Origin of the sequence: Methylobacterium sp. E-046 (genome assembly GCF_022829625.1) — a bacterium.
In the GTDB taxonomy this organism is placed as follows: Bacteria; Pseudomonadota; Alphaproteobacteria; order Rhizobiales; family Beijerinckiaceae; genus Methylobacterium; species Methylobacterium longum.
On the sequence record NZ_JAKSYP010000290.1, the window covers coordinates 163371 to 180834 of the forward strand.

Genomic DNA, 17464 nt, shown 5'->3' on the forward strand with positions numbered 1-17464 from the left:
GATCTTTATTCTTCACCCTCAATCATAGTCGTCGTCTGAGCGAGGTGCGCTCGGAAGGCCTCAATGAAGCTTGTCTGGGAGTGTGACGCCATGTCGAACATGAACATCGGAGCTCTCGCCCTTGCAATTGGCCTTGTTACCCCAGCATTGGCCGAGCCTCCGGCCATGGGAGGACCGAGGATGTTGATCCACGGCAACTACTGCGGCCCGGGCAACAACGCCCCGTCGCCACCGATCGATATGTTGGATGCAGCCTGCGCCCGCCATGATGCGTGCACACCGAACGGAAGGGTGCCGTCCCGCACCTGTAATGCCCGGCTTGAGCAAGAGGCAGACGCCATCTCCCGTGACACCCGACAGCCCGCTGATTTACGAGCGATGGCTGGCTTCGTAGCTGCCGGAGCCGCAATGCTTCAGATAGCGGATGGCCCCACCGCAATTTCAATAGTCACGTCAAATATTGCGAACCGATAATACTGATGAACGTTGGTTCGAACGAATATTGATGCGGCAATTGCTTGGCCAATGACGTCTGCTTCCGTGGGCCATAGGTCGCTCCGACGGCATTCGACACTCCTGGATAGCCGATACCAAGGGTGAAGTTAGGCGCACAATTCTGGTAGCTGGTCGGCCTGTCACGCAACGAAAGGCGCGCGTGATCCAAATCATTCCTCGAATGCGAACTAAATTCAAGTCAACAAAGGGGCAGACCAAAAATGATCCTCGACCTGACCGGCAAGACGGCGGTTATAACTGGTTCGTCGCTCGGGATCGGATGGGGCTGTGCACATGGCCTCGCCGCCGCAGGCGCGACCGTCATACTGACGGGGCGGCGTCAAGACACTCTGTCCATCGCACGTGAACGGCTGCTTATTGCCGTCCAAGGAGCAACCGTCCGGGCAGTGGCATCCGATCTCAGTACGGTGGAGGGGTGCGAGCATCTTCTGACCGTTGAGCCGCGGTGCGACATCCTTGTCAACAACCTCGGGGTCTATGAACCGAAACCCTTTTTTGAAACGCCGGACGCGGACTGGGAGGCACTTTATCAAGTCAACGTCATGAGTGGCGTACGTTTGTCGCGTGGCTATGTGCCGATGATGATGAACCGCGGTTGGGGCCGCGTTGTCTTTCTCAGCTCAGTCGATGGTATCGCTATTCCGGTGGACTCTTTGCACTACGGGGTCACTAAGGCTGGCGTGCTTGCCTTGTCGCGTGGGTTGGCAAAAGTGACTGGCCGCACTGGCGTGACGGTCAATGCCGTGTTGCCAGGCGTAACTGGAGTCGAATGGGTCAAGGACATGATCGCGGGCATGGCCTTACAAAACGGTCAGGCCGTCGACGAGGCCGGCGCCGCAGCGGTAGCGGCTCGATATCCAACCTCGATCACGCAGCGCGTGCAGTCGGTAGAAGAGGTTGCCAACTTGGTAGTCTACCTATGCTCGCCAAGTTCGTCGGCGACAACAGGAGCAGCGCTGAGGGCTGATGGCGGTATCATCGAGACCCTCTGTTGACCAAAAGCTGCCGCTAAAATCGTAAACCTACCCCTACAATTGGGGAACAGGCCAAGCGGCCGAAGCAATATATTATTACAGGCTGCAATGCTTTCGCAGCTTTCCTTATGATCAGGCTAGGCGCCGAGGTGAATGTCGACTTTTGCATGCGAACCCAATGCCCGCTGCCGCTCAACTCGGACATTCGTCCTATTCTGTCGTATGTACGAAAATCGATCATTTTATCGACAATTAAGGACAGTAGCGTACGACCCTTCTCGGACTCTCGGAAAGTCCGCTCTGTGGCAGCGTGATAGATGGCCACCTAGATGTTTGTTCCCGGCATTTGGTGGAGCGGGTTTGACCTGAAGCGGCTTGGCTCAGCGGACCATGCCTTGCAGATGGCCTCGTAGAGCGTGAGGCCACGCAGGGTCTTCAGACGGCGCGCGAAGTTGTAGGCGCTGACGAAGTCGGCCAAGTGAGCGCGGAGCTGTGCATGGCTGTCGTAGTGGTAGCGCTTGACCGCGGCGTCTTTGATCGTGCGGTTCATCCGCTCGACCTGACCATTCGTCCAGGGGTGACGCGGCTTGGTCAGCCGATGGTCGATATCGTTGCGGGCGCAGGCGGACTCGAAGCTGTGGGCTCGGAAGGTCTCGCCGGCTGCGATCGCCCCCTTGATGATGGAGGCGGCCGAGGCGACGTTGCCGGGCGTGGTGAAGTGGGTGCCGTTGTCGGTGAGCACTGTGTGCACCTTGTAGGGCACGGCCTCGATCAGATGCCGAAGGAAATCACCGGCAACACGCCGGGTGGCTTTCTCATGCAGCTCCACGAAAGCGAACTTGGTCGTGCGATCGATGGCGACGAGTAGATAAAGCCGCCCTTCGGCTGTGTGGACCTCAGCTAGGTCAATGTGGACGTAACCGAGTGGGTAGGCCTTGAAGCGCGACCGCTTAGGCTTGTCTCCATCGACCTCAGGCAGTCGACTGATGCTGTGGCGCTGGAGACAGCGATGCAGCGACGAGCGGGTCAGGTGCGGGATCGTCGCCTGGAGCGCGTAGAGGCAGTCATCGAGCGGCAGGAGCGTATGACGGCGAAAGGCGACCACGACCGCTTCGTCCTCAGGTGACAGCACCGTCGACCGCGGATTTTTGGGACCCGTGCGTTGGTCGGCGACCGAGGCCCGACTCCTCTACTTGGCGACCGTCTTCTGATTGATCCCGTAACGCTTCGAGAGCGCCCTCAAGCTCGCTTGACTATGCTGGATCGCTCGACGGATTGCCTTGTATCTTTGAGTTGCCTGCCGGCGCGAAGCCAGCGAGGCTACATGGTGAGGGTCAGCCCGCGTTCGCCTTGGGCTCTCAAGCCCGCGACAGAGCATGGTGCGACCCTCACCGCCACACTAGGCCTAACGACGATTAAGTCTTCAAAAATCGTACGATTTATTTCGTAGAACGCCGAATCTTAAAATTTACATCTACAGCTATTATTTACATTTAGTACTTAATCAAATCATTTATCCTATAATAAGTAAAATACTGAAAAAATTTAGTTACATTTTTGGTAGGCACTTGAACTTCGCAACATTTTGAATTTAGCGACGACGCTACTAGAAAGTTTGATGGCTGAAAGACTACTATTAGGCACAGCACAGAGAAATCTAAGTGGTAGCCTTAGACTGGCGCCGAAGTGTCCGCTTCTGCGGGAAAGTCTAATGTGTGCGTCCAACCCTTCTCAAACAACAGCCTACGGAGTGGAGGCGTTTAAAAAAGACCATTCTCTTTACGTATCGGTTGAGTCGTCTGGAGTACCGCTTGGGATGGAAAGCAGACAAAGGTTGTTTGGCTGAATTAGCGATGTAGATTGGCAGACGGTTCGCTCAGGCAGCCTGGAAGCGGCTATGGCGTCACTGTGTGGGAGTGGCACTTATGAGGTTTAGGCGGGCCTCGTCGCCCAAAGGGAACGTCATTGAGGTCGAAGGCGCGGCAGGTTGGACACCGATGACGGGCTCTGACGTGGATCGGCATCCCGACCTCGTCCAAACCCTCATCGATTGCCCTCCACAGCGAGGGGCGGGAGCCTCCTCACTGCTGCCGTTCCAGCCTCGCTCCTACCGCGACTTTATGCTGTACGAGCGACACTACATCCAAGCGGCATACGGTTACCTTCGGCGCTTCCGACCCGTTGTCTCCGGCATCGCGCGTGGGTTCAAGACGGTGACGGGACGCGATCTGCCGCCGCTCCGGCCTGCATCGCTGTGGTATCACAAGCCGATCTACTACATGGGCAACCACCTCGCCTTCGTCGCGGACGGGGCGGAGATCGTCTGGCCTTCCTACACGGACGCGCTCGACTACGAATTGGAACTTGGCTTCTTCCTCTGCCGCCCTCTCCTCAACGCCACGCCGGAGGAGGCCATGACGGCGATCGGGGGCTTCGCCGTCTTCAACGACTTCAGTGCGCGTGACGTGCAGGCGCCGGAGATGCGCAGCGGCTTCGGCCCGCAGAAATCGAAGCACTTCTGCAATGCCATCTCGTCGATCGTCGTCTCTGCGGACGAGGTTATTGATCGTTTTGATAACCTTCGCGGTCGGGTCATCCTCAATGAACAAACCGTAGCAGAGTGCGCCTCGGCTGGAGCACGCTTTTCCCTGGGTGAGTCTCTGGCACACGTTTCCCGTGAGGAAAGGCTGTACGCTGGCGAGTTCTTCGGAACCGGAACTTGGCCGAACGGCTCCGGATTGGAGAACGGCCACTGGCTTAAGCCAGGGGACACAATCCGGATCGAGATAGACGGTGTCGGATCGTTGACCAACAAGGTCGTGCAAAGAGACCGCTAGCGTCCGGACCCATACTCTGACCTAACCCAGTCGTTGGCCTCCCCTCTCAACAACCCCAAAGCGGACGTCCTGTGGGTCGGCAAAGGATTAATAGCAACCTAAACGCGTTGTCTGATATCCGACCGCTTTCCCGACAGTGATCCTGCGCGAATTGGAAACCGCTCGGAATGCCCCCCCCATGTGTCGGGAAAGCGTGTCGGCTTTTCAGGTGTCAGTAAAACGCTGTCGCGAACTGCAACGTCTGCTCCGTGCCATCGCCCGCCAGAAAGTAGACCGACGGCTTTCGGCCAGCGTCAGTCATAAGGGGGGGCCTCGCTCCACGTCCGCTTTTAGGCCTCGCTGCGGGAAGTCCAAATGACTGGCTCGGGTCGCATGCGGAATGACCGCTCGGGGTCGGACGCGGAACGTCCGCTTCCGGCTAGACCGGCAAGATCCACCCGTGGCGCTTTGCCGACGAAGACTCGATCATGGCCGAGGCTTAAAGCGAGCGTCCATTTCTTCGAATTTTGGCTCACTGCGATCCCTTGTGGAGCAGCGGAATGCGCCCTTGGCACTGGGCGCAGGATCGTATCAACTGCTTGTGCGCACTAAGCTGAAGCGCGTGTAAAATCAATGACTTGTCCCGGACGAATGGCTGTGTTCGTGCTGGGTGAGAATCCTGGCGCCCCAGCCAAGCCTTCCCGAGGTCGTCGATCCAGTTGCAGGCGGCTCGCAGCCGCCGCGGGACTGGACCGCGCGTTCGTGCACCGAGCCGGTCTGCGGGGCGAAGGGCGACGCGCACGTGATCGCGAGCACGCGCGACAGCTGCCCTGTTCGGATACCTGTGATCGAAGCGCCCAGCGCGGTCGACACGGCAGATGGCGACAGCCCCGCGCGCCAAGCCGAGCCGGACGGTGGCGCCGCGTTCAACCATGACGGCCGGCGTCGTCCGCCCGAACCCCGGATCGGCCGGACGGCTCTCGGCTTGAGCCCGCTGGATACGGCGGGACGAAGAAGGTCCGCTTCGGAGCAGGCCTGGCGGAGGGGCCGACGGGCGCAGGCCGACCGACTTGGTAAAGAGGTCGGTTCCAGCCATTCTGTGCGCGGTCGGGGGTGCCGTACCGGTTCGAGGGCTGCATGAAGCGACTGGACGTAGCGGTCATCGGCGGTTCGATCGCCGGACTGACCGCGGCTTGCCTGCTTGCGCGGAGCGGGCATGCCGTCTCGGTCTTCGAGCGGTCGGCGAGCGCACTCACGAGCCGCGGAGCGGGGATCGTCACGCATCCGGGTCTCCGGTCGGTGCTGGAGCGCTGCGGCAGCCCGGCCGCCGCGCGTGATCTCGGCGTGACGGTGGAGGGCCGCAGGGTGCTCGACCAGGACGGGCGCGTGATCGCGGAGCGCAGGCTGCCGCAGGTGCTCGCAGGCTGGGGGCGTCTCTACCGCCTGCTGCTGGACGCGCTGCCGCCGGACCGGATCCGCTTCGGCGCGGCGCTGGCCACGGTCGACCACCGGGAGGATCACGTCGTCGCGGGCTTCGCGGACGGTCACCGGATCACGGCCGATCTCCTGGTCGGAGCGGACGGGCAGTTCTCGACGGTGCGGAGCCAGTTCCTGCTCGCCGTGACGCCGGCCTATGCGGGGTACGTGGCATGGCGCGCGGTCGTGGATGAGGCGGCCCTCTCGCCCACCACCCGGTCGGCGATCGGCGGCCATTTCGCGTTCTGCCTGCCGCCGGGCGAGCAGATCCTCGGCTATCCGGTCTCAAGCCTCGAGGACGGGGACGCGGCGAGGAGGAGCTTCAACGCGGTCTGGTACAGGCCGACCCAGGAAACGGCGCTCAACGCGCTGCTGACCGATACCGGCGGCATCCGCCATGCCCTGTCCATCCCGCCGAGCCGGATCAAGGCGGAGGTGCTGGCGGCGATGCGCGCGGACGCGGAGCGGGTCCTGGCGCCGCCGTTCACCGAGGTCATGCTGCGTGCCGGCCAGCCGTTCCTGCAGGCGATCCTCGACATCGAGACGCCCACCATGATCCCGGCCCGCGGCGTCGCCCTGATCGGCGATGCCGCGTTCGTGGCCCGCCCCCATGTCGGGATGGGCGTGACCAAGGCCATGGAGGACGCGGCCGCCTTGGCGGAGGCCCTCGACGCGGCCGGCGGCGTCGTGGAGGCCGCCCTCGCCGCCTTCGACGGCCGCCGAAGGGCCTACGGCGCGGCCGTCGTGGCGCGGGGACGGGAACTCGGCGCGTACCTGCAGGCGCAGCAGCACGGCGCGGCCGAGCGGGCAGCCACGGAGCGGTTCCGCAGTCCCGAGGCGGTGATGGCCGGGACGGCGGTCCCGCCGGACGAAATCCTCGTCTAGAGACACGTCCGATCGCGTCGCACACGGCGCGACACGAGAGGCGGCGGGTCGGTATCAGCCCCGTTCCGGTCGCGGCCCCCGAGCGTGCCGCAAGGCGGCCGGTACGGCCCTCAGGCGTGCTTCTCGGGTCGCGCCCAGCCCGGTCTCAGGCCGCGCTGCGCTCGGCCCCGGCACGCATGGCGGCCGGGAGCGCGAGGGGCGGATTCGCGCTCGCCAGGAACTCGACGGTGGTGAAGATCAGCTCCGTGTCGCCGATATTGGCGAGGTCGTGGGTCATCGACTCGCCCGGCCCGAAGGACAGGTGCTGGATGTCGCCCGCGCGGTAATCGACCTCCGCGATCCGTCCGTCGCCGTAGTGCGAGCGGGCGCGCCCCGCGGTCACGGCCGTCCAGAAATAGTCGAGGACGTGCGTGTGGAAGCCGATGCGCGCGCCCGGCGCGAGGACGATGGTCCAGACCCGGCAGCGCGCGTCCTCCGAGAGGAGGCGGGTGCCGACGCAGCCGTTCCCGCGGGCCGCCGCGAATTCGCGGGCCAAGTCCGGCGGCAGCGCCGCCGATGCCGGTTGTGATCCCTGGGTCATGGCGTTCCTCCGGCCTGCGAGGCTAGCGCAGTTTCCGCGGAAGTCATCGTCGAAGCGGCCAGTTCCGCTGCCGCATCGACGCCGCCACCGCGCTTCTCGGAACATTCGGAGCCCGGCGCTACGGCCCGGCGGCCGCAGGCGCCGCCATCACCACCCGGCGGTGGGTCGCGAGCAGGCCCGGCAGGGCCGCGTCCAGCATCGCGGCCCGGACCGCGTCGCGGTCCGCGGTGCCGTCCATGCCGTAGACCCGCGAGCGCAGGCCGACATAGACCAGGGCGCCGTGGATGCCGAACAGGAGCTCGAACTCGTCCGCGGCGAGCGGCTGCGCCTCCGGGTCCGGCAGGTTGGATTCCGCCCGCATCCCGGCGAGCAGCGGCGCAAAGATGCGCGCGCGGACCATGCCGAGGTAGCGGCTGGGGAGATCGAAGCCCTTGAGACCCGCCGAGACGAAGATCCGCAGCCACGCGTAGTCGTCGATCCGGCGCTGGTAGTCGATCTCGAAGCGCCGGAAGCGTTCGAGGCAGGGGAGGGCGGTGTCGCGCACCGTCGCCTCCCAGCCGGGATCCCAGCGCCTGAGGTAGACCTCCTCGTAGATGCGCTCGATCAGCGACGCCTTGGTCGGGAAATAGCGGAACAGGAGCGGCTGCGTGATGCCGAGCCGGCGCGCGAGTTCGCGGGTGTGCCCGTCGAGCCCGACCTCCGCGAAGTAGGCGACCGCCCCCTCGACGATCTGGCGCTCGCGGGCCTCCGGGGTCAGCCGCCGGCCGGTCTGGACGCTGTCTTCCCGGCCCGCCGGCCGCCTTGACGCCATCACGGATTCGCCTTCTATTGAGCGAACGATCAATAAGGGCCTCCAGCCTGTCCCATCGGGGCGGTCATGGGCAAGCCCATCGGGAGGATCAGGGCTTGAAGGCGCCCGACTTCGCCTACGCGCGGCCGGCCTCGCTCGACGCGGCGCTCGCCCTGCTCGCCGAGCACGGGGAGGACGCCGTTCCCCTCGCGGGCGGCCAGAGCCTCGTCACGGCCCTCAACATGCGGCTGTCCGCACCCGGTTTGCTCGTCGACCTCAACGCGATTCCCGAACTCGCCGGCGTCTCGGAGGACGAGGGCGTCGTGCGGATCGGCGCCATGACACGCCACCGCGACGTCGGCACGGCGGCCCTCGTCCGCGAACGCCTGCCGCTGCTCGCCGCCGCGCTGCCGCACATCGCCCATCCGGCGATCCGCAACCGCGGCACGATCGGCGGCTCGGTGGCGCTGGCCGACCCGGCCACCGAATGGCCCGCCTGCTGCCTCGCCGCCGGCGCCACGATCGTGGTGCGCGGCCCCGGGACCGAGCGGCGCATCGCGGCGGACGCCTTCTTCCTCGGCCTCTACACGACGGCGCTGGAGCCCGGCGAGATCGTCACGGCGATCGAATTTCCGGTACCGGGCGACGGCGCGGTCTGGGGCTTCGAGGAATTGTCCCGCCGCCACGGCGACTACGCCCTCGTGGGCCTCGCGGCGACCGGGCGGCGGTCCGCGGTCGGCCTGTCGGACCTGCGCCTCGCCTTCTTCGGGGTGGCCGACCGGCCGGTCCTGGCCCGCGCCGCGGCCGCGGCCATCGAGGCGGGAGACCTCACGGGCGCCCAGGCGGCGCTCGCCGACGAACTCGACCCGCCGGACGATCCGGCCACGCGGGCCGCGACGCGGCTCCACCTCGCCCGCGTCGTCCTCGGCCGCGTGGCCGGACGGATGCGCGACGGCACCGCGAAGGAGGAAACCTCCCATGGCGCCTGAGAGCCCGGACCGCGCGCACGCGGTCGCCTTCACGCTGAACGGCGAGGCCGTGCGGGCGCACGTCCCGGCCCGGATGCATCTTGGCGACCTGCTGCGCGAATCCTTCGGCCTCACGGGCGTGCATCTCGGCTGCGAGCACGGCGTGTGCGGCGCCTGCACGATCCTGGTGGACGGCCGGGCGGTGCGCGCCTGCCTGATGCTCGGCGTGCAGGCCGACGGCGCCACCGTCGAGACCGTGGAGGGCCTGACCGAGAGCGGCCGCATCCGGGATCTGCAGGACGCCTTCCATACGCGCAACGCCCTGCAATGCGGCTACTGTACCCCCGGCATGCTGGTGACGGCCACCGAGCTGCTGAACGACGCGGACGCGGCCACCTCGCGCGAGGAGATCCGCGCGGCGATCGCGGGCAATTACTGCCGCTGCACCGGCTACCACGCCATCGTCGACGCCATCGCGGCGACCGCCGAGGCGCGTCGGGATGGACCGAAGAATTCCCGCCGGGAGGCCGCCGAATGAGCGCGGACCTAAGCGGCCTCACCTTCCTCGACCGGCCGAACAGCTATATCGGCCGCTCGGTCCCGCGGCCGAACGCCCGGCGCCTTCTCGAGGGCCGAGGCGTCTACGTGGACGACGTGGCCGTCGCCCGCCTCGGCCATGTCGCCTTCCTGCGCAGCCCCCACGCCCACGCCCGCATCGTCGCGCTGGACACCGCGGACGCCAAGGCGATGCCCGGCGTGATCGCCGTGGTGACGGGGCCCGAGCTCGCCGCGGTCTGCACGCCCTGGGTCGGCGTGCTCGGCCACTTCAAAGGCCTGCGCTCGGCGCCCCAGCACGCCCTGGCCCTCGACCGGGTGACCTGGGTCGGCGAGCCGTTCTGCGCGGTCGTCGCCCGCAGCCGGGCCGAGGCCGAGGACGCGCTGGCGGCGATCATGGTCGAGTTCGACCCGCTTCCCGCCGTGGTCGACATGGAGACGGCGCTCGAGTCCGCGACGCCGCCGATCCACCCCGAACTGGGCGACAACCTCGCCTTCGAGCGCGTCCTCGACGTCGGCGACGTCGACGCGGCCTTCCGCGACGCGGCCGTGGTGGTCGAGGAGACCTTCCAGTTCGGCCGGCACACGGGCGTATGCCTGGAGCCGCGGGCGATCCTGGCGGACTGGGCGGCGGCGGACGGGATGCTCACCGTCCACCACTCCTTCCAGGCGCCGCACATGATGCAGGACATCCTGTGCAAGCACCTCGCCCTGTCGGAGGGCGCCGTGCGGGTGATCTGCAAGGATGTCGGCGGCTCCTTCGGGATCAAGGTCCACATCTACCCCGACGAGATGGCGACCTGCGCCCTGGCGCTGATGCTGAAGCGCCCGGTCAAGTTCGTCGCCGACCGGCTGGAGAGCTTCCAGAGCGACATCCACGCCCGCGACCACCGGGTCACCGCGCGGATGGCCTTCTCGGCCGAGGGCGACATCCTCGCCCTCGACATGGACGACCTCACGGGCATCGGGCCCTACTCGGTCTACCCGCGCACCAGCGCGGTCGAGGCCAACCAGGTCGTCAACCTGACCGGCGGCCCCTACCGGCATCAGCATTACCGCGCCCGCGCCCGGGTCGTCCTCCAGAACAAGGCGCCGACCTGCCAGTACCGGGCGGTGGGCCACCCGATCGCCACGATGGTCGCCGAGGGGCTCATCGATCTCGGCGCCGCCCGGCTCGGCCTCGACCCCTTCGCGGTGCGCGTGCGCAACGTCATCCCCGACGATGCCTATCCGTGCGCCGGGGTCTCGGGGATCAAGCTGGAGAAGCTGTCCCACCAGGCGGCGCTCGCCAAGCTCAGGGCGATGATGGACTACGACGGCCTGCGGGAAGAGCAGGCGCTCCTGCGCCAGCGGGGAATCCACCGGGGCATCGGGCTCGCGGCCTTCATCGAGATCACCAACCCGTCGGCGGCCTTCTACGGGGTCGGCGGCGCGCGCATCTCCGCCCAGGACGGCTGCACGATCCGGCTCGATCCCCAGGGCGGCGTCGTCGCGGCGGTCAGCGTCACCGAGCAGGGCCAGGGCACCGAGGGCATCATCGCGCAGATCGTGGCCACCGCCACGGGCGTGCCGATGGACCAAGTCCGGGTGATCTCGGGCGACACCCAGACGACCCCCTACGGCGGCGGCACCTGGGCGTCCCGCGGGGCCGGCATCGGCGGCGAGGCGGCGTGGCAGGCCGGCAAGGCCCTGCGCGGCAACGTCCTGGCGGTGGCGGGCGCGATCCTGCAGGCGGATCCCGGCAGCCTCGATATCCGTGACGGCGCCGTGGTGGACGCGGCCACCGGGACGGAGCGCATGCCGCTCTCGGAACTCGGCCGCATCGTCTACTTCCGCCCCGACACGCTGCCGCCGGGGGTGCAGCCGGAATTCGTTGCGACCCGGCACTACGTGCCGAAGGACTACCCCTTCGCGTTCACCAACGGCGTGCAGGCCTCCTACGTCGAGGTCGACACCGAGACGGGTTTCGTGCGGCTGCTCAAGCACTGGTGTGTCGAGGATTGCGGCACCGTCCTCAACCCGCTCCTCGTCGACGAGCAGATCCGCGGCGGCATTGTCCAGGGGATCGGCGGCGCCCTGTTCGAGCACTGCCTCTACGACGCGGAGGGCCAGTTGCTGAACGGGTCGATGGCCGACTACCTCGTGCCGATGGCCGGCGAGATGCCCGACATCGACGTCGCCCACGTGGTCTCGGCCACGGCCTCCTCGGAGATCGGCGCCAAGGGCGCGGGCGAGGCCGGCACGGCCGGCGCGCCGGCGGCGGTCGTCAACGCCATCAACGACGCCCTCGCGCCCCTCGGCGCGCGGGTCTCGCGCCAGCCGGTGACGCCGGACGTGGTGCTGGAGGCGCTGGGACTGATCTGAACTCGAGCACGGGCGTCTCCCCGGTCCCACCCTCGACCTCATCCTGAGGTGCGGCGGAGCCGCCTCGAAGGAGCCCTCCAGGGATCGCGCGGCCGGCTGGAAACCTCCTTCGAGGGCTCCCCGGCGCTCCGGCACCTCAGGATGCGGTTGAGGGTGGGATGGGGCGAGCACAGGTATCGACGAGAGACGGGGCACGGTCCGCTGAAGAGACCGGTCCCGACGAGGAAACGCCAACGGAGGGACGGGAATGGGAACGGTCTTCGACAGGCGCCGGCTGCTCCAGGGCAGCGCCGCCGCATCCGCGCTGGCGCTCGCCGCCCCGGCTCTCCTGCGCTCCGCCGCCGCGCAGGCCGGCCCGATCCGGATCGGCTTCCCGGTGCCGCTCACCGGCGCCTTCGGGGCCGAGGCGAACGACCAGGTGCGCGCCGCCCAGCTCGCCATCAAGGAGTTCAACGAGGCCGGCGGCTTCCAGGGCCGCAATGCCGAGCTCCTCGTGCGCGACGACAAGCTCAACCCCGGCGAGGCCGCGACCCGGACCCTCGAGCTGATCGAGAAGGACAAGGTCAACTTCCTGGTCGGCGGCCTCTCGGCGGCCGTGACCCTGTCGACCAACAACGTCGCCCGCGAGCGCGGCGTCATCTACAACTCGATCAGCCAGTCCGACGCGATCAACGAGGCCAAGGATTTCGGCCGCACCACCTTCCACGAGGCCCTGAACCCGCACATGACCGCGGGGGCGGTCGGCCGCTACGTCTTCCCGAAATCCGGCAAGCGGGTCGCCTTCCTCAGCGCCGACTACGCCTACGGCCACGAGATGATGCGTGGCTTCAGGCGCGCCGGCGAGGCCTCGGGCATCGAGGTCGTGGCCGATATCCGCCACCCGATCGGCGCCTCCGACTACGCGGCCTTCCTGCCCCGGATCGCCGCGCTCAAGCCCGACGTGCTCTGCCTGTGCAATTTCGGCCGCGACCAGGTCGTGTCGATCCAGCAGGCCACCGAATTCGGCCTGAAGCGCAACACCAAGCTGGTGGCGCCGGTCCTCCTGTTCACCGCCCGCAAGGCCGGCGGCGACGCCTTCGACGGCGTGATCGGCGGCACCTCCTATTACTGGCGCCTGGAGGACAGCGTGCCCTCCGCCAAGGCGTTCAACGACCGGTTCCGCGCCGCCTACAACGGCGCCGTGCCGTCCGATTACGGGGCGCTGGGCTATGCCGGCGTCCGCTCGGTGCTGGAGGGGGTGAAGGCCGCCGGGTCGGTCGAGACCGACAAGGTCGTGGCCGCGATGGAGAACCTGAAGGCCGATTTCTACAAGGGGCCGCAGAGCTTCCGGAAATGCGACCACCAGTCGGTCCAGTCGGTCCTGATCGTCGAGGCGAAGTCGAAGGACCTGAAGACGCCGGACGACGTGTTCACGATCCTCGGCACCGAGGGGCCCGACGAGCGCTTCCTGCGCGGCTGCGACGAACTCGGCCACAAGGCGTGAGGCGCGACCCCATGCGAGCCGGCGGGAGGGCGCGGCCTTGAGCGACATCACGATCGGCGGCTTCCCCCTCGATCTCCTCGCCCTTCAGCTCGTGACCGGCATCGCGCTGGGGGCGATCTACGTGCTCGTCGGCATCGGCCTGTCCCTGATCTTCGGGCTTATGAACGTGGTCAACTTCGCCCACGGCGCCTTCTTCATGGCCGGCGCCTATGTCGGGGTCTTCCTCTACGGCTTCACCGGCAGCTTCTGGTTGAGCCTCGTCGCGGCGCCGCTGGCGATGGGGCTGCTCGGGCTCGTCGTGGAGCGGGTGCTGGTCCGCCCGCTCTACGGGCGGGGCATCGACGATCCGCTGCTCCTCACCTTCGGCCTGTCCTACGTGATGATCGAGAGCGTGCGGATCGCCTTCGGGCTCACCGGGCTGCCCTTCGGGGCGCCGCCCGAGCTGCGGGGCGCCGTCGATATCGGCATCGGCTACTTCCCGCTCTACCGCCTGTTCCTGATCGGTTTCGCGCTGGTGGTGGTGGGCGCGCTCTGGCTGTTCATCGAGCGCACGCCCTTCGGCCTCGTGATCCGGGCCGGCGCCCGCGACCCGCAGATCGTGCAGGTGCTCGGCATCGAGATCGCGAAGGTCTGGCTCGCGGTCTTCGCCCTCGGCTGCGCGCTCGCGGGGCTCGCAGGCATCCTGGCCGCGCCCCTCCAGGGCGTCACGCCCGAGATGGGGATCCCGGTGCTGGCCGAGGCCTTCGTGGTCACGGTAGTCGGCGGGATGGGCTCGCTCGGCGGCGCCGTGCTCGCCGGGCTGCTCGTCGGCATCGTCGTGGCGATGACCTCCCTGGTGGCCCCCGACATGACCAAGATGGCGATCTTCGCCCTCATGGCCCTGGTGCTGCTGGTGCGCCCCCGCGGCCTTCTCGGACGGGCCGGAGCCCTCGGATGAGCGCCCGCGCCCAAGTCCCCGCCGTCGCGGAGGAAAGCGGCTTGCCGGCGACCTTGCCGGCGGCCCGGCCAGGTTCCGGCCGGACCGGACGCGGGCTGGCATGGTGCGGCCGGCACCGCGTCGCGCTGACGCTCGCCTTCCTCCTCGTGTTCCCCTGGATCACGCCCTACCAGGCGCTGGCCGTGAACATCCTGGTGCTCGGCCTCTACGCCCTCGGGTTCAACCTGCTGTTCGGCTATACCGGGCTCCTGTCCTTCGGCCACGCCGCCTTCCTGGGCGGTGGCGCCTACGGCTGCGGCATCGCCATCGTCCAATTCGGGCTGCACCCGGCCCTGGCGCTCGTCGCCGGCACGCTGCTCGCCACCGGGATCGCCGCCGTCATGGGCGTGCTCGCGATCCGCACCCGCGGCATCTACTTCGCGATGACGACCCTGGCGCTCTCGATGTGCGTCTACTACGCCTTCTACCGCGCGGAGGCATTCACCGGCGGCGAGAACGGCCTGCGCGGCATCAACGTGCCGTCCCTGGCCCTGCCGGGCCTTCGCCTCGACCTCCTCGACCCGACGGTGAAGTACTACGCCGTGCTGGCGGTGGTCGGGATCGCGGTCTGGCTGTTCTCGCGCCTCCTGTCCTCGCCCTTCGGGGCCGCCCTGGAGGCGATCCGCGAGAACGAGGGCCGGGCGCAGGCCTGCGGCTTCGACGTCCGCCGCATGAAGCTCGTGGCTTTCGTGATCTCCGGGGCCCTGTGCGGGCTCGCGGGGGCGCTCCAGGCCATCCACCTCTCGATCGTGCCGATCGAGACGATGCATTACGCGACCTCCGGTCAGGCCGTGATGATGGCGCTGCTCGGCGGCATGGGGACCTTCTTCGGACCCTTCGTGGGCGCCGCCACCTTCGCGCTGCTTCAGGACGGGCTCGCCACCCTGACGACCCACTGGCAGCTCTTCGTCGGCGCCATCTTCATCGCCTTCGTGCTGTTCCTGCCGCTGGGCATCTGGGGCGAGGTGCTGGCGCGCCTCCAGAGGGCCGGATGGTGAGCGCCGCCCCGGTCGCCGCCGCGCCCGCCACGGCGCCCGTCGCGACTTCGGTCGGGGGCGCGCCGATCCTCGCCACGGAGGGGCTCGGCAAGCGGTTCGGGCATTTCCGCGCCCTGTCGGACGTGACGGTCGCGTTCCCGGAAGGGGGCATCACAGCGATCATCGGGCCGAACGGGGCCGGCAAGTCGACCTTCTTCAACCTGATCTCGGGCGCCTTCCCGCCCAGCGAGGGCCGGGTGCTGTTCCGGGGGCGCGACATCACCGGATCGCCCCCGCACCACTTCGCCCGGATGGGCATCGCCAAGTCGTTCCAGATCACCAACGTCTTCCCGCACCTCACCGTGCGCGAGAACGTGCGCGTGGCCGCCCAGGCGCGGCGGGTCCGCTTCGCGGTCTTCCGGAACCGCTCCGCCTATCCCGAGCTGACCGAGCGGGCCGAGGCGCTGCTCGGCGAGGTCGGGCTCGGCGCCCGGATGGACCGCCTCGCCCGGGAACTCGCCCACGGCGAGCAGCGGGCCCTGGAGATCGCGGTGGCGCTCGCCGCCGAGCCGAGCCTCCTCCTCCTCGACGAGCCGACCGCCGGGATGAGCCCCGAGGAGACGCGCGAGATGATGGACCTCGTGCAGCGGCTCGCCGAGACGCGGACGCTGATCCTCGTCGAGCACAAGATGAAGCTCGTGATGGGATTGTGCCGCCGCCTCGTCGTCCTGCACCAGGGCCAGCTCCTCGCGGAGGGCAGCCCCGACGACATCCGCGCGCATCCCGAGGTGCGCCGCGTCTACCTGGGCAAGACCGCATGAGCGCCGCCGCCCAGCCGCTCCTGGCGGTCGAGAACCTGCGGGCGTGGTACGGCCACTCCCACATCCTGCAGGGCCTGTCGCTCGACGTCCGCCCCGGCGAGATCGTGACGCTGATCGGCCGAAACGGCGCCGGCAAGACCACGACGCTGAAGGCCATCATGGGCCTCGTGGCGAAGCGCACGGGCCGCGTGACCTTCGCGGGCGCCGACATCCTCGACCGACCGCCCCACGAGCGCTTCCACCGGGGCCTCGCCTACGTTCCGGAGGAGCGGCGCATCGTACCGGGGCTGACCGTGGAGGAGAACCTGCGCCTCGGCATCCTGGCGGCCCGCGGGGCGCGGGCGACGCGCCGCGACGAGGCGCGGCGGATCGAGGTCATCGCCGAGACCTTCCCGCGGCTGAAGCAGCGGCTGAAGCAGGAGGCGATCACCATGTCGGGCGGCGAGCAGCAGATGCTCGCCATCGCCCGCGCGCTCATGGCCGAGCCCGTGTTGGTGCTGCTGGACGAGCCCTCCGAGGGGATCATGCCGATCCTCGTCGAGGAGATGTTCGAGCAGTTCGTCGCGATGAAGCGGGCGGGCACCACCATCCTGCTGGTCGAGCAGAACGTCGAGCTCGCCCTCGCGGTGTCCGACCGCGTCTACATCGTCGACGGCGGTGCTGTCGTCTACCACGCCCCCGCGGCCGCGCTGCGGGACGATCCGGAAATCCAGGCGCGCTACTGCGCGGTCTGAGCGCCCGCCCTGGCCGTCCGGCGGCGCGGCTTCGCGAGAGGAGACGAGCATGGACATCGCCGGCGAGTACCGGATCCCCGCCGCGCGGGAGGCCGTCTGGGCGGCGCTGAACGATCCGGACGTGCTGGCCCGCTGCATCCCCGGATGCAAGGAGCTGGCGCAGGTCTCCCCGGAGGAGATGAAGGCCAAGGTCGCCCTGAAGATCGGACCGGTCTCTGCGGCCTTCATGGGGACGGTTCGCCTGGAGGACGTGCGCCCCCCGGAGGGCTACAGCCTCGTCGGGCAGGGCAACGGCGGCATGGCCGGCTTCGCCAAGGGTCGCGCCGCCGTCACGCTCGCGTCCGAGGGGGATGAGACGGTCCTGGCCTACACCGCCAAGGCCGAGGTCGGCGGCAAGATCGCGACCCTCGGCGGACGGCTCATGCAGGCAACCTCGCGCAAGCTCGCCGACGAGTTCTTCGGCAAATTCGCCGCCGAGTTCGGCGTGACCCGCGATCCGGCCGCCCCGGCACCGGCCGAAGCCTAGACCCGCACCCTCGAGCCGTCGCC

At 67.9% G+C, this 17464-nt stretch carries 14 protein-coding genes and 1 pseudogene; 12 read left to right on the forward strand and 3 right to left on the reverse strand.

Going from position 1 to position 17464, the window contains the following annotated elements; genetic code table 11:
- Window positions 1-716: 716 nt before the first annotated feature.
- Complete coding sequence (locus tag MKK82_RS32395) at window positions 717-1511, forward strand: SDR family NAD(P)-dependent oxidoreductase (protein WP_243988000.1); 795 nt, start codon at window positions 717-719, stop codon at window positions 1509-1511.
- Between the two features lie 304 nt (window positions 1512-1815).
- Here the strand turns inward: MKK82_RS32395 and MKK82_RS32400 are convergent.
- Window positions 1816-2805 (reverse strand): annotated as a pseudogene (locus MKK82_RS32400) (IS481 family transposase).
- A gap of 682 nt (window positions 2806-3487) precedes the next feature.
- Between MKK82_RS32400 and MKK82_RS32405 the strand changes: the two are divergent.
- Together MKK82_RS32405 and MKK82_RS32410 are read left to right on the forward strand one after the other, a co-directional pair.
- Window positions 3488-4327: a fumarylacetoacetate hydrolase family protein gene (locus MKK82_RS32405; RefSeq protein ID WP_243988002.1), complete on the forward strand. Its 840-nt coding sequence runs from the start codon at window positions 3488-3490 to the stop codon at window positions 4325-4327.
- 1116 nt (window positions 4328-5443) lie between these two features.
- Complete coding sequence (locus tag MKK82_RS32410) at window positions 5444-6667, forward strand: FAD-dependent monooxygenase (RefSeq protein WP_243988003.1); 1224 nt, start codon at window positions 5444-5446, stop codon at window positions 6665-6667.
- A gap of 145 nt (window positions 6668-6812) precedes the next feature.
- Here the strand turns inward: MKK82_RS32410 and MKK82_RS32415 are convergent, their stop codons facing one another.
- Together MKK82_RS32415 and MKK82_RS32420 are read right to left on the reverse strand one after the other, a co-directional pair.
- A complete protein-coding gene (locus tag MKK82_RS32415) occupies window positions 6813-7247 on the reverse strand; it encodes a hypothetical protein (RefSeq protein WP_238284629.1) in 435 nt (144 codons plus the stop codon).
- A 118-nt stretch (window positions 7248-7365) separates the two neighbouring features.
- The gene (locus tag MKK82_RS32420) at window positions 7366-8058 is read right to left on the reverse strand and encodes a TetR/AcrR family transcriptional regulator (protein WP_238284630.1); all 693 of its coding nucleotides are present in this window, start codon (window positions 8056-8058) and stop codon (window positions 7366-7368) included.
- A gap of 95 nt (window positions 8059-8153) precedes the next feature.
- On the opposite strand from MKK82_RS32420, the gene MKK82_RS32425 reads away from it, so the two are divergent.
- From MKK82_RS32425 to MKK82_RS32465, 9 genes are all read left to right on the forward strand, one after another.
- On the forward strand, window positions 8154-9026 hold the full coding sequence (locus MKK82_RS32425; RefSeq protein ID WP_243988004.1) for an FAD binding domain-containing protein: 873 nt from the start codon (window positions 8154-8156) through the stop codon (window positions 9024-9026).
- A complete protein-coding gene (locus MKK82_RS32430) occupies window positions 9016-9543 on the forward strand; it encodes a (2Fe-2S)-binding protein (RefSeq protein WP_238284632.1) in 528 nt (175 codons plus the stop codon). Before MKK82_RS32425 ends, MKK82_RS32430 begins: the two co-directional genes overlap by 11 nt.
- Window positions 9540-11924 carry a xanthine dehydrogenase family protein molybdopterin-binding subunit gene (locus MKK82_RS32435; RefSeq protein WP_238284633.1) on the forward strand — a complete coding sequence of 795 codons (2385 nt, stop codon included), beginning with the start codon at window positions 9540-9542 and terminating at the stop codon, window positions 11922-11924. The genes MKK82_RS32430 and MKK82_RS32435 overlap by 4 nt, the downstream gene beginning before the upstream one ends.
- A 247-nt stretch (window positions 11925-12171) precedes the next feature.
- Window positions 12172-13407, forward strand: coding sequence for an ABC transporter substrate-binding protein (locus MKK82_RS32440; RefSeq protein WP_243988005.1), 1236 nt, complete (start codon window positions 12172-12174; stop codon window positions 13405-13407).
- A gap of 37 nt (window positions 13408-13444) precedes the next feature.
- Entirely contained in the window at window positions 13445-14344 is a 900-nt protein-coding gene (locus tag MKK82_RS32445) for a branched-chain amino acid ABC transporter permease (protein WP_238284635.1), read from the forward strand.
- On the forward strand, window positions 14341-15381 hold the full coding sequence (locus tag MKK82_RS32450; RefSeq protein ID WP_243988006.1) for a branched-chain amino acid ABC transporter permease: 1041 nt from the start codon (window positions 14341-14343) through the stop codon (window positions 15379-15381). The genes MKK82_RS32445 and MKK82_RS32450 overlap by 4 nt, the downstream gene beginning before the upstream one ends.
- Window positions 15375-16181, forward strand: coding sequence for an ABC transporter ATP-binding protein (locus MKK82_RS32455; protein ID WP_238284637.1), 807 nt, complete (start codon window positions 15375-15377; stop codon window positions 16179-16181). Before MKK82_RS32450 ends, MKK82_RS32455 begins: the two co-directional genes overlap by 7 nt.
- Window positions 16178-16915 (forward strand): ABC transporter ATP-binding protein, encoded by a 738-nt coding sequence (locus MKK82_RS32460; protein ID WP_243988007.1) that lies wholly within the window; start codon window positions 16178-16180, stop codon window positions 16913-16915. Before MKK82_RS32455 ends, MKK82_RS32460 begins: the two co-directional genes overlap by 4 nt.
- A gap of 49 nt (window positions 16916-16964) precedes the next feature.
- Complete coding sequence (locus tag MKK82_RS32465; RefSeq protein WP_238284639.1) at window positions 16965-17441, forward strand: CoxG family protein; 477 nt, start codon at window positions 16965-16967, stop codon at window positions 17439-17441.
- Window positions 17442-17464 lie beyond the last annotated feature (23 nt).

What these genes read in the sequence shown, in the direction of transcription:
- MKK82_RS32415 (WP_238284629.1), bottom strand. Translation starts at nt 7,247, where the DNA reads ATGACCCAGGGATCACAACCGGCATCGGCGGCGCTGCCGCCGGACTTG.
- MKK82_RS32410 (WP_243988003.1), top strand. Translation starts at nt 5,444, where the DNA reads ATGAAGCGACTGGACGTAGCGGTCATCGGCGGTTCGATCGCCGGACTG.
- MKK82_RS32435 (WP_238284633.1), top strand. Translation starts at nt 9,540, where the DNA reads ATGAGCGCGGACCTAAGCGGCCTCACCTTCCTCGACCGGCCGAACAGC.
- MKK82_RS32460 (WP_243988007.1), top strand. Translation starts at nt 16,178, where the DNA reads ATGAGCGCCGCCGCCCAGCCGCTCCTGGCGGTCGAGAACCTGCGGGCG.
- MKK82_RS32440 (WP_243988005.1), top strand. Translation starts at nt 12,172, where the DNA reads ATGGGAACGGTCTTCGACAGGCGCCGGCTGCTCCAGGGCAGCGCCGCC.
- MKK82_RS32395 (WP_243988000.1), top strand. Translation starts at nt 717, where the DNA reads ATGATCCTCGACCTGACCGGCAAGACGGCGGTTATAACTGGTTCGTCG.
- MKK82_RS32455 (WP_238284637.1), top strand. Translation starts at nt 15,375, where the DNA reads ATGGTGAGCGCCGCCCCGGTCGCCGCCGCGCCCGCCACGGCGCCCGTC.
- MKK82_RS32405 (WP_243988002.1), top strand. Translation starts at nt 3,488, where the DNA reads ATGACGGGCTCTGACGTGGATCGGCATCCCGACCTCGTCCAAACCCTC.
- MKK82_RS32430 (WP_238284632.1), top strand. Translation starts at nt 9,016, where the DNA reads ATGGCGCCTGAGAGCCCGGACCGCGCGCACGCGGTCGCCTTCACGCTG.
- MKK82_RS32420 (WP_238284630.1), bottom strand. Translation starts at nt 8,058, where the DNA reads ATGGCGTCAAGGCGGCCGGCGGGCCGGGAAGACAGCGTCCAGACCGGC.
- MKK82_RS32465 (WP_238284639.1), top strand. Translation starts at nt 16,965, where the DNA reads ATGGACATCGCCGGCGAGTACCGGATCCCCGCCGCGCGGGAGGCCGTC.
- MKK82_RS32450 (WP_243988006.1), top strand. Translation starts at nt 14,341, where the DNA reads ATGAGCGCCCGCGCCCAAGTCCCCGCCGTCGCGGAGGAAAGCGGCTTG.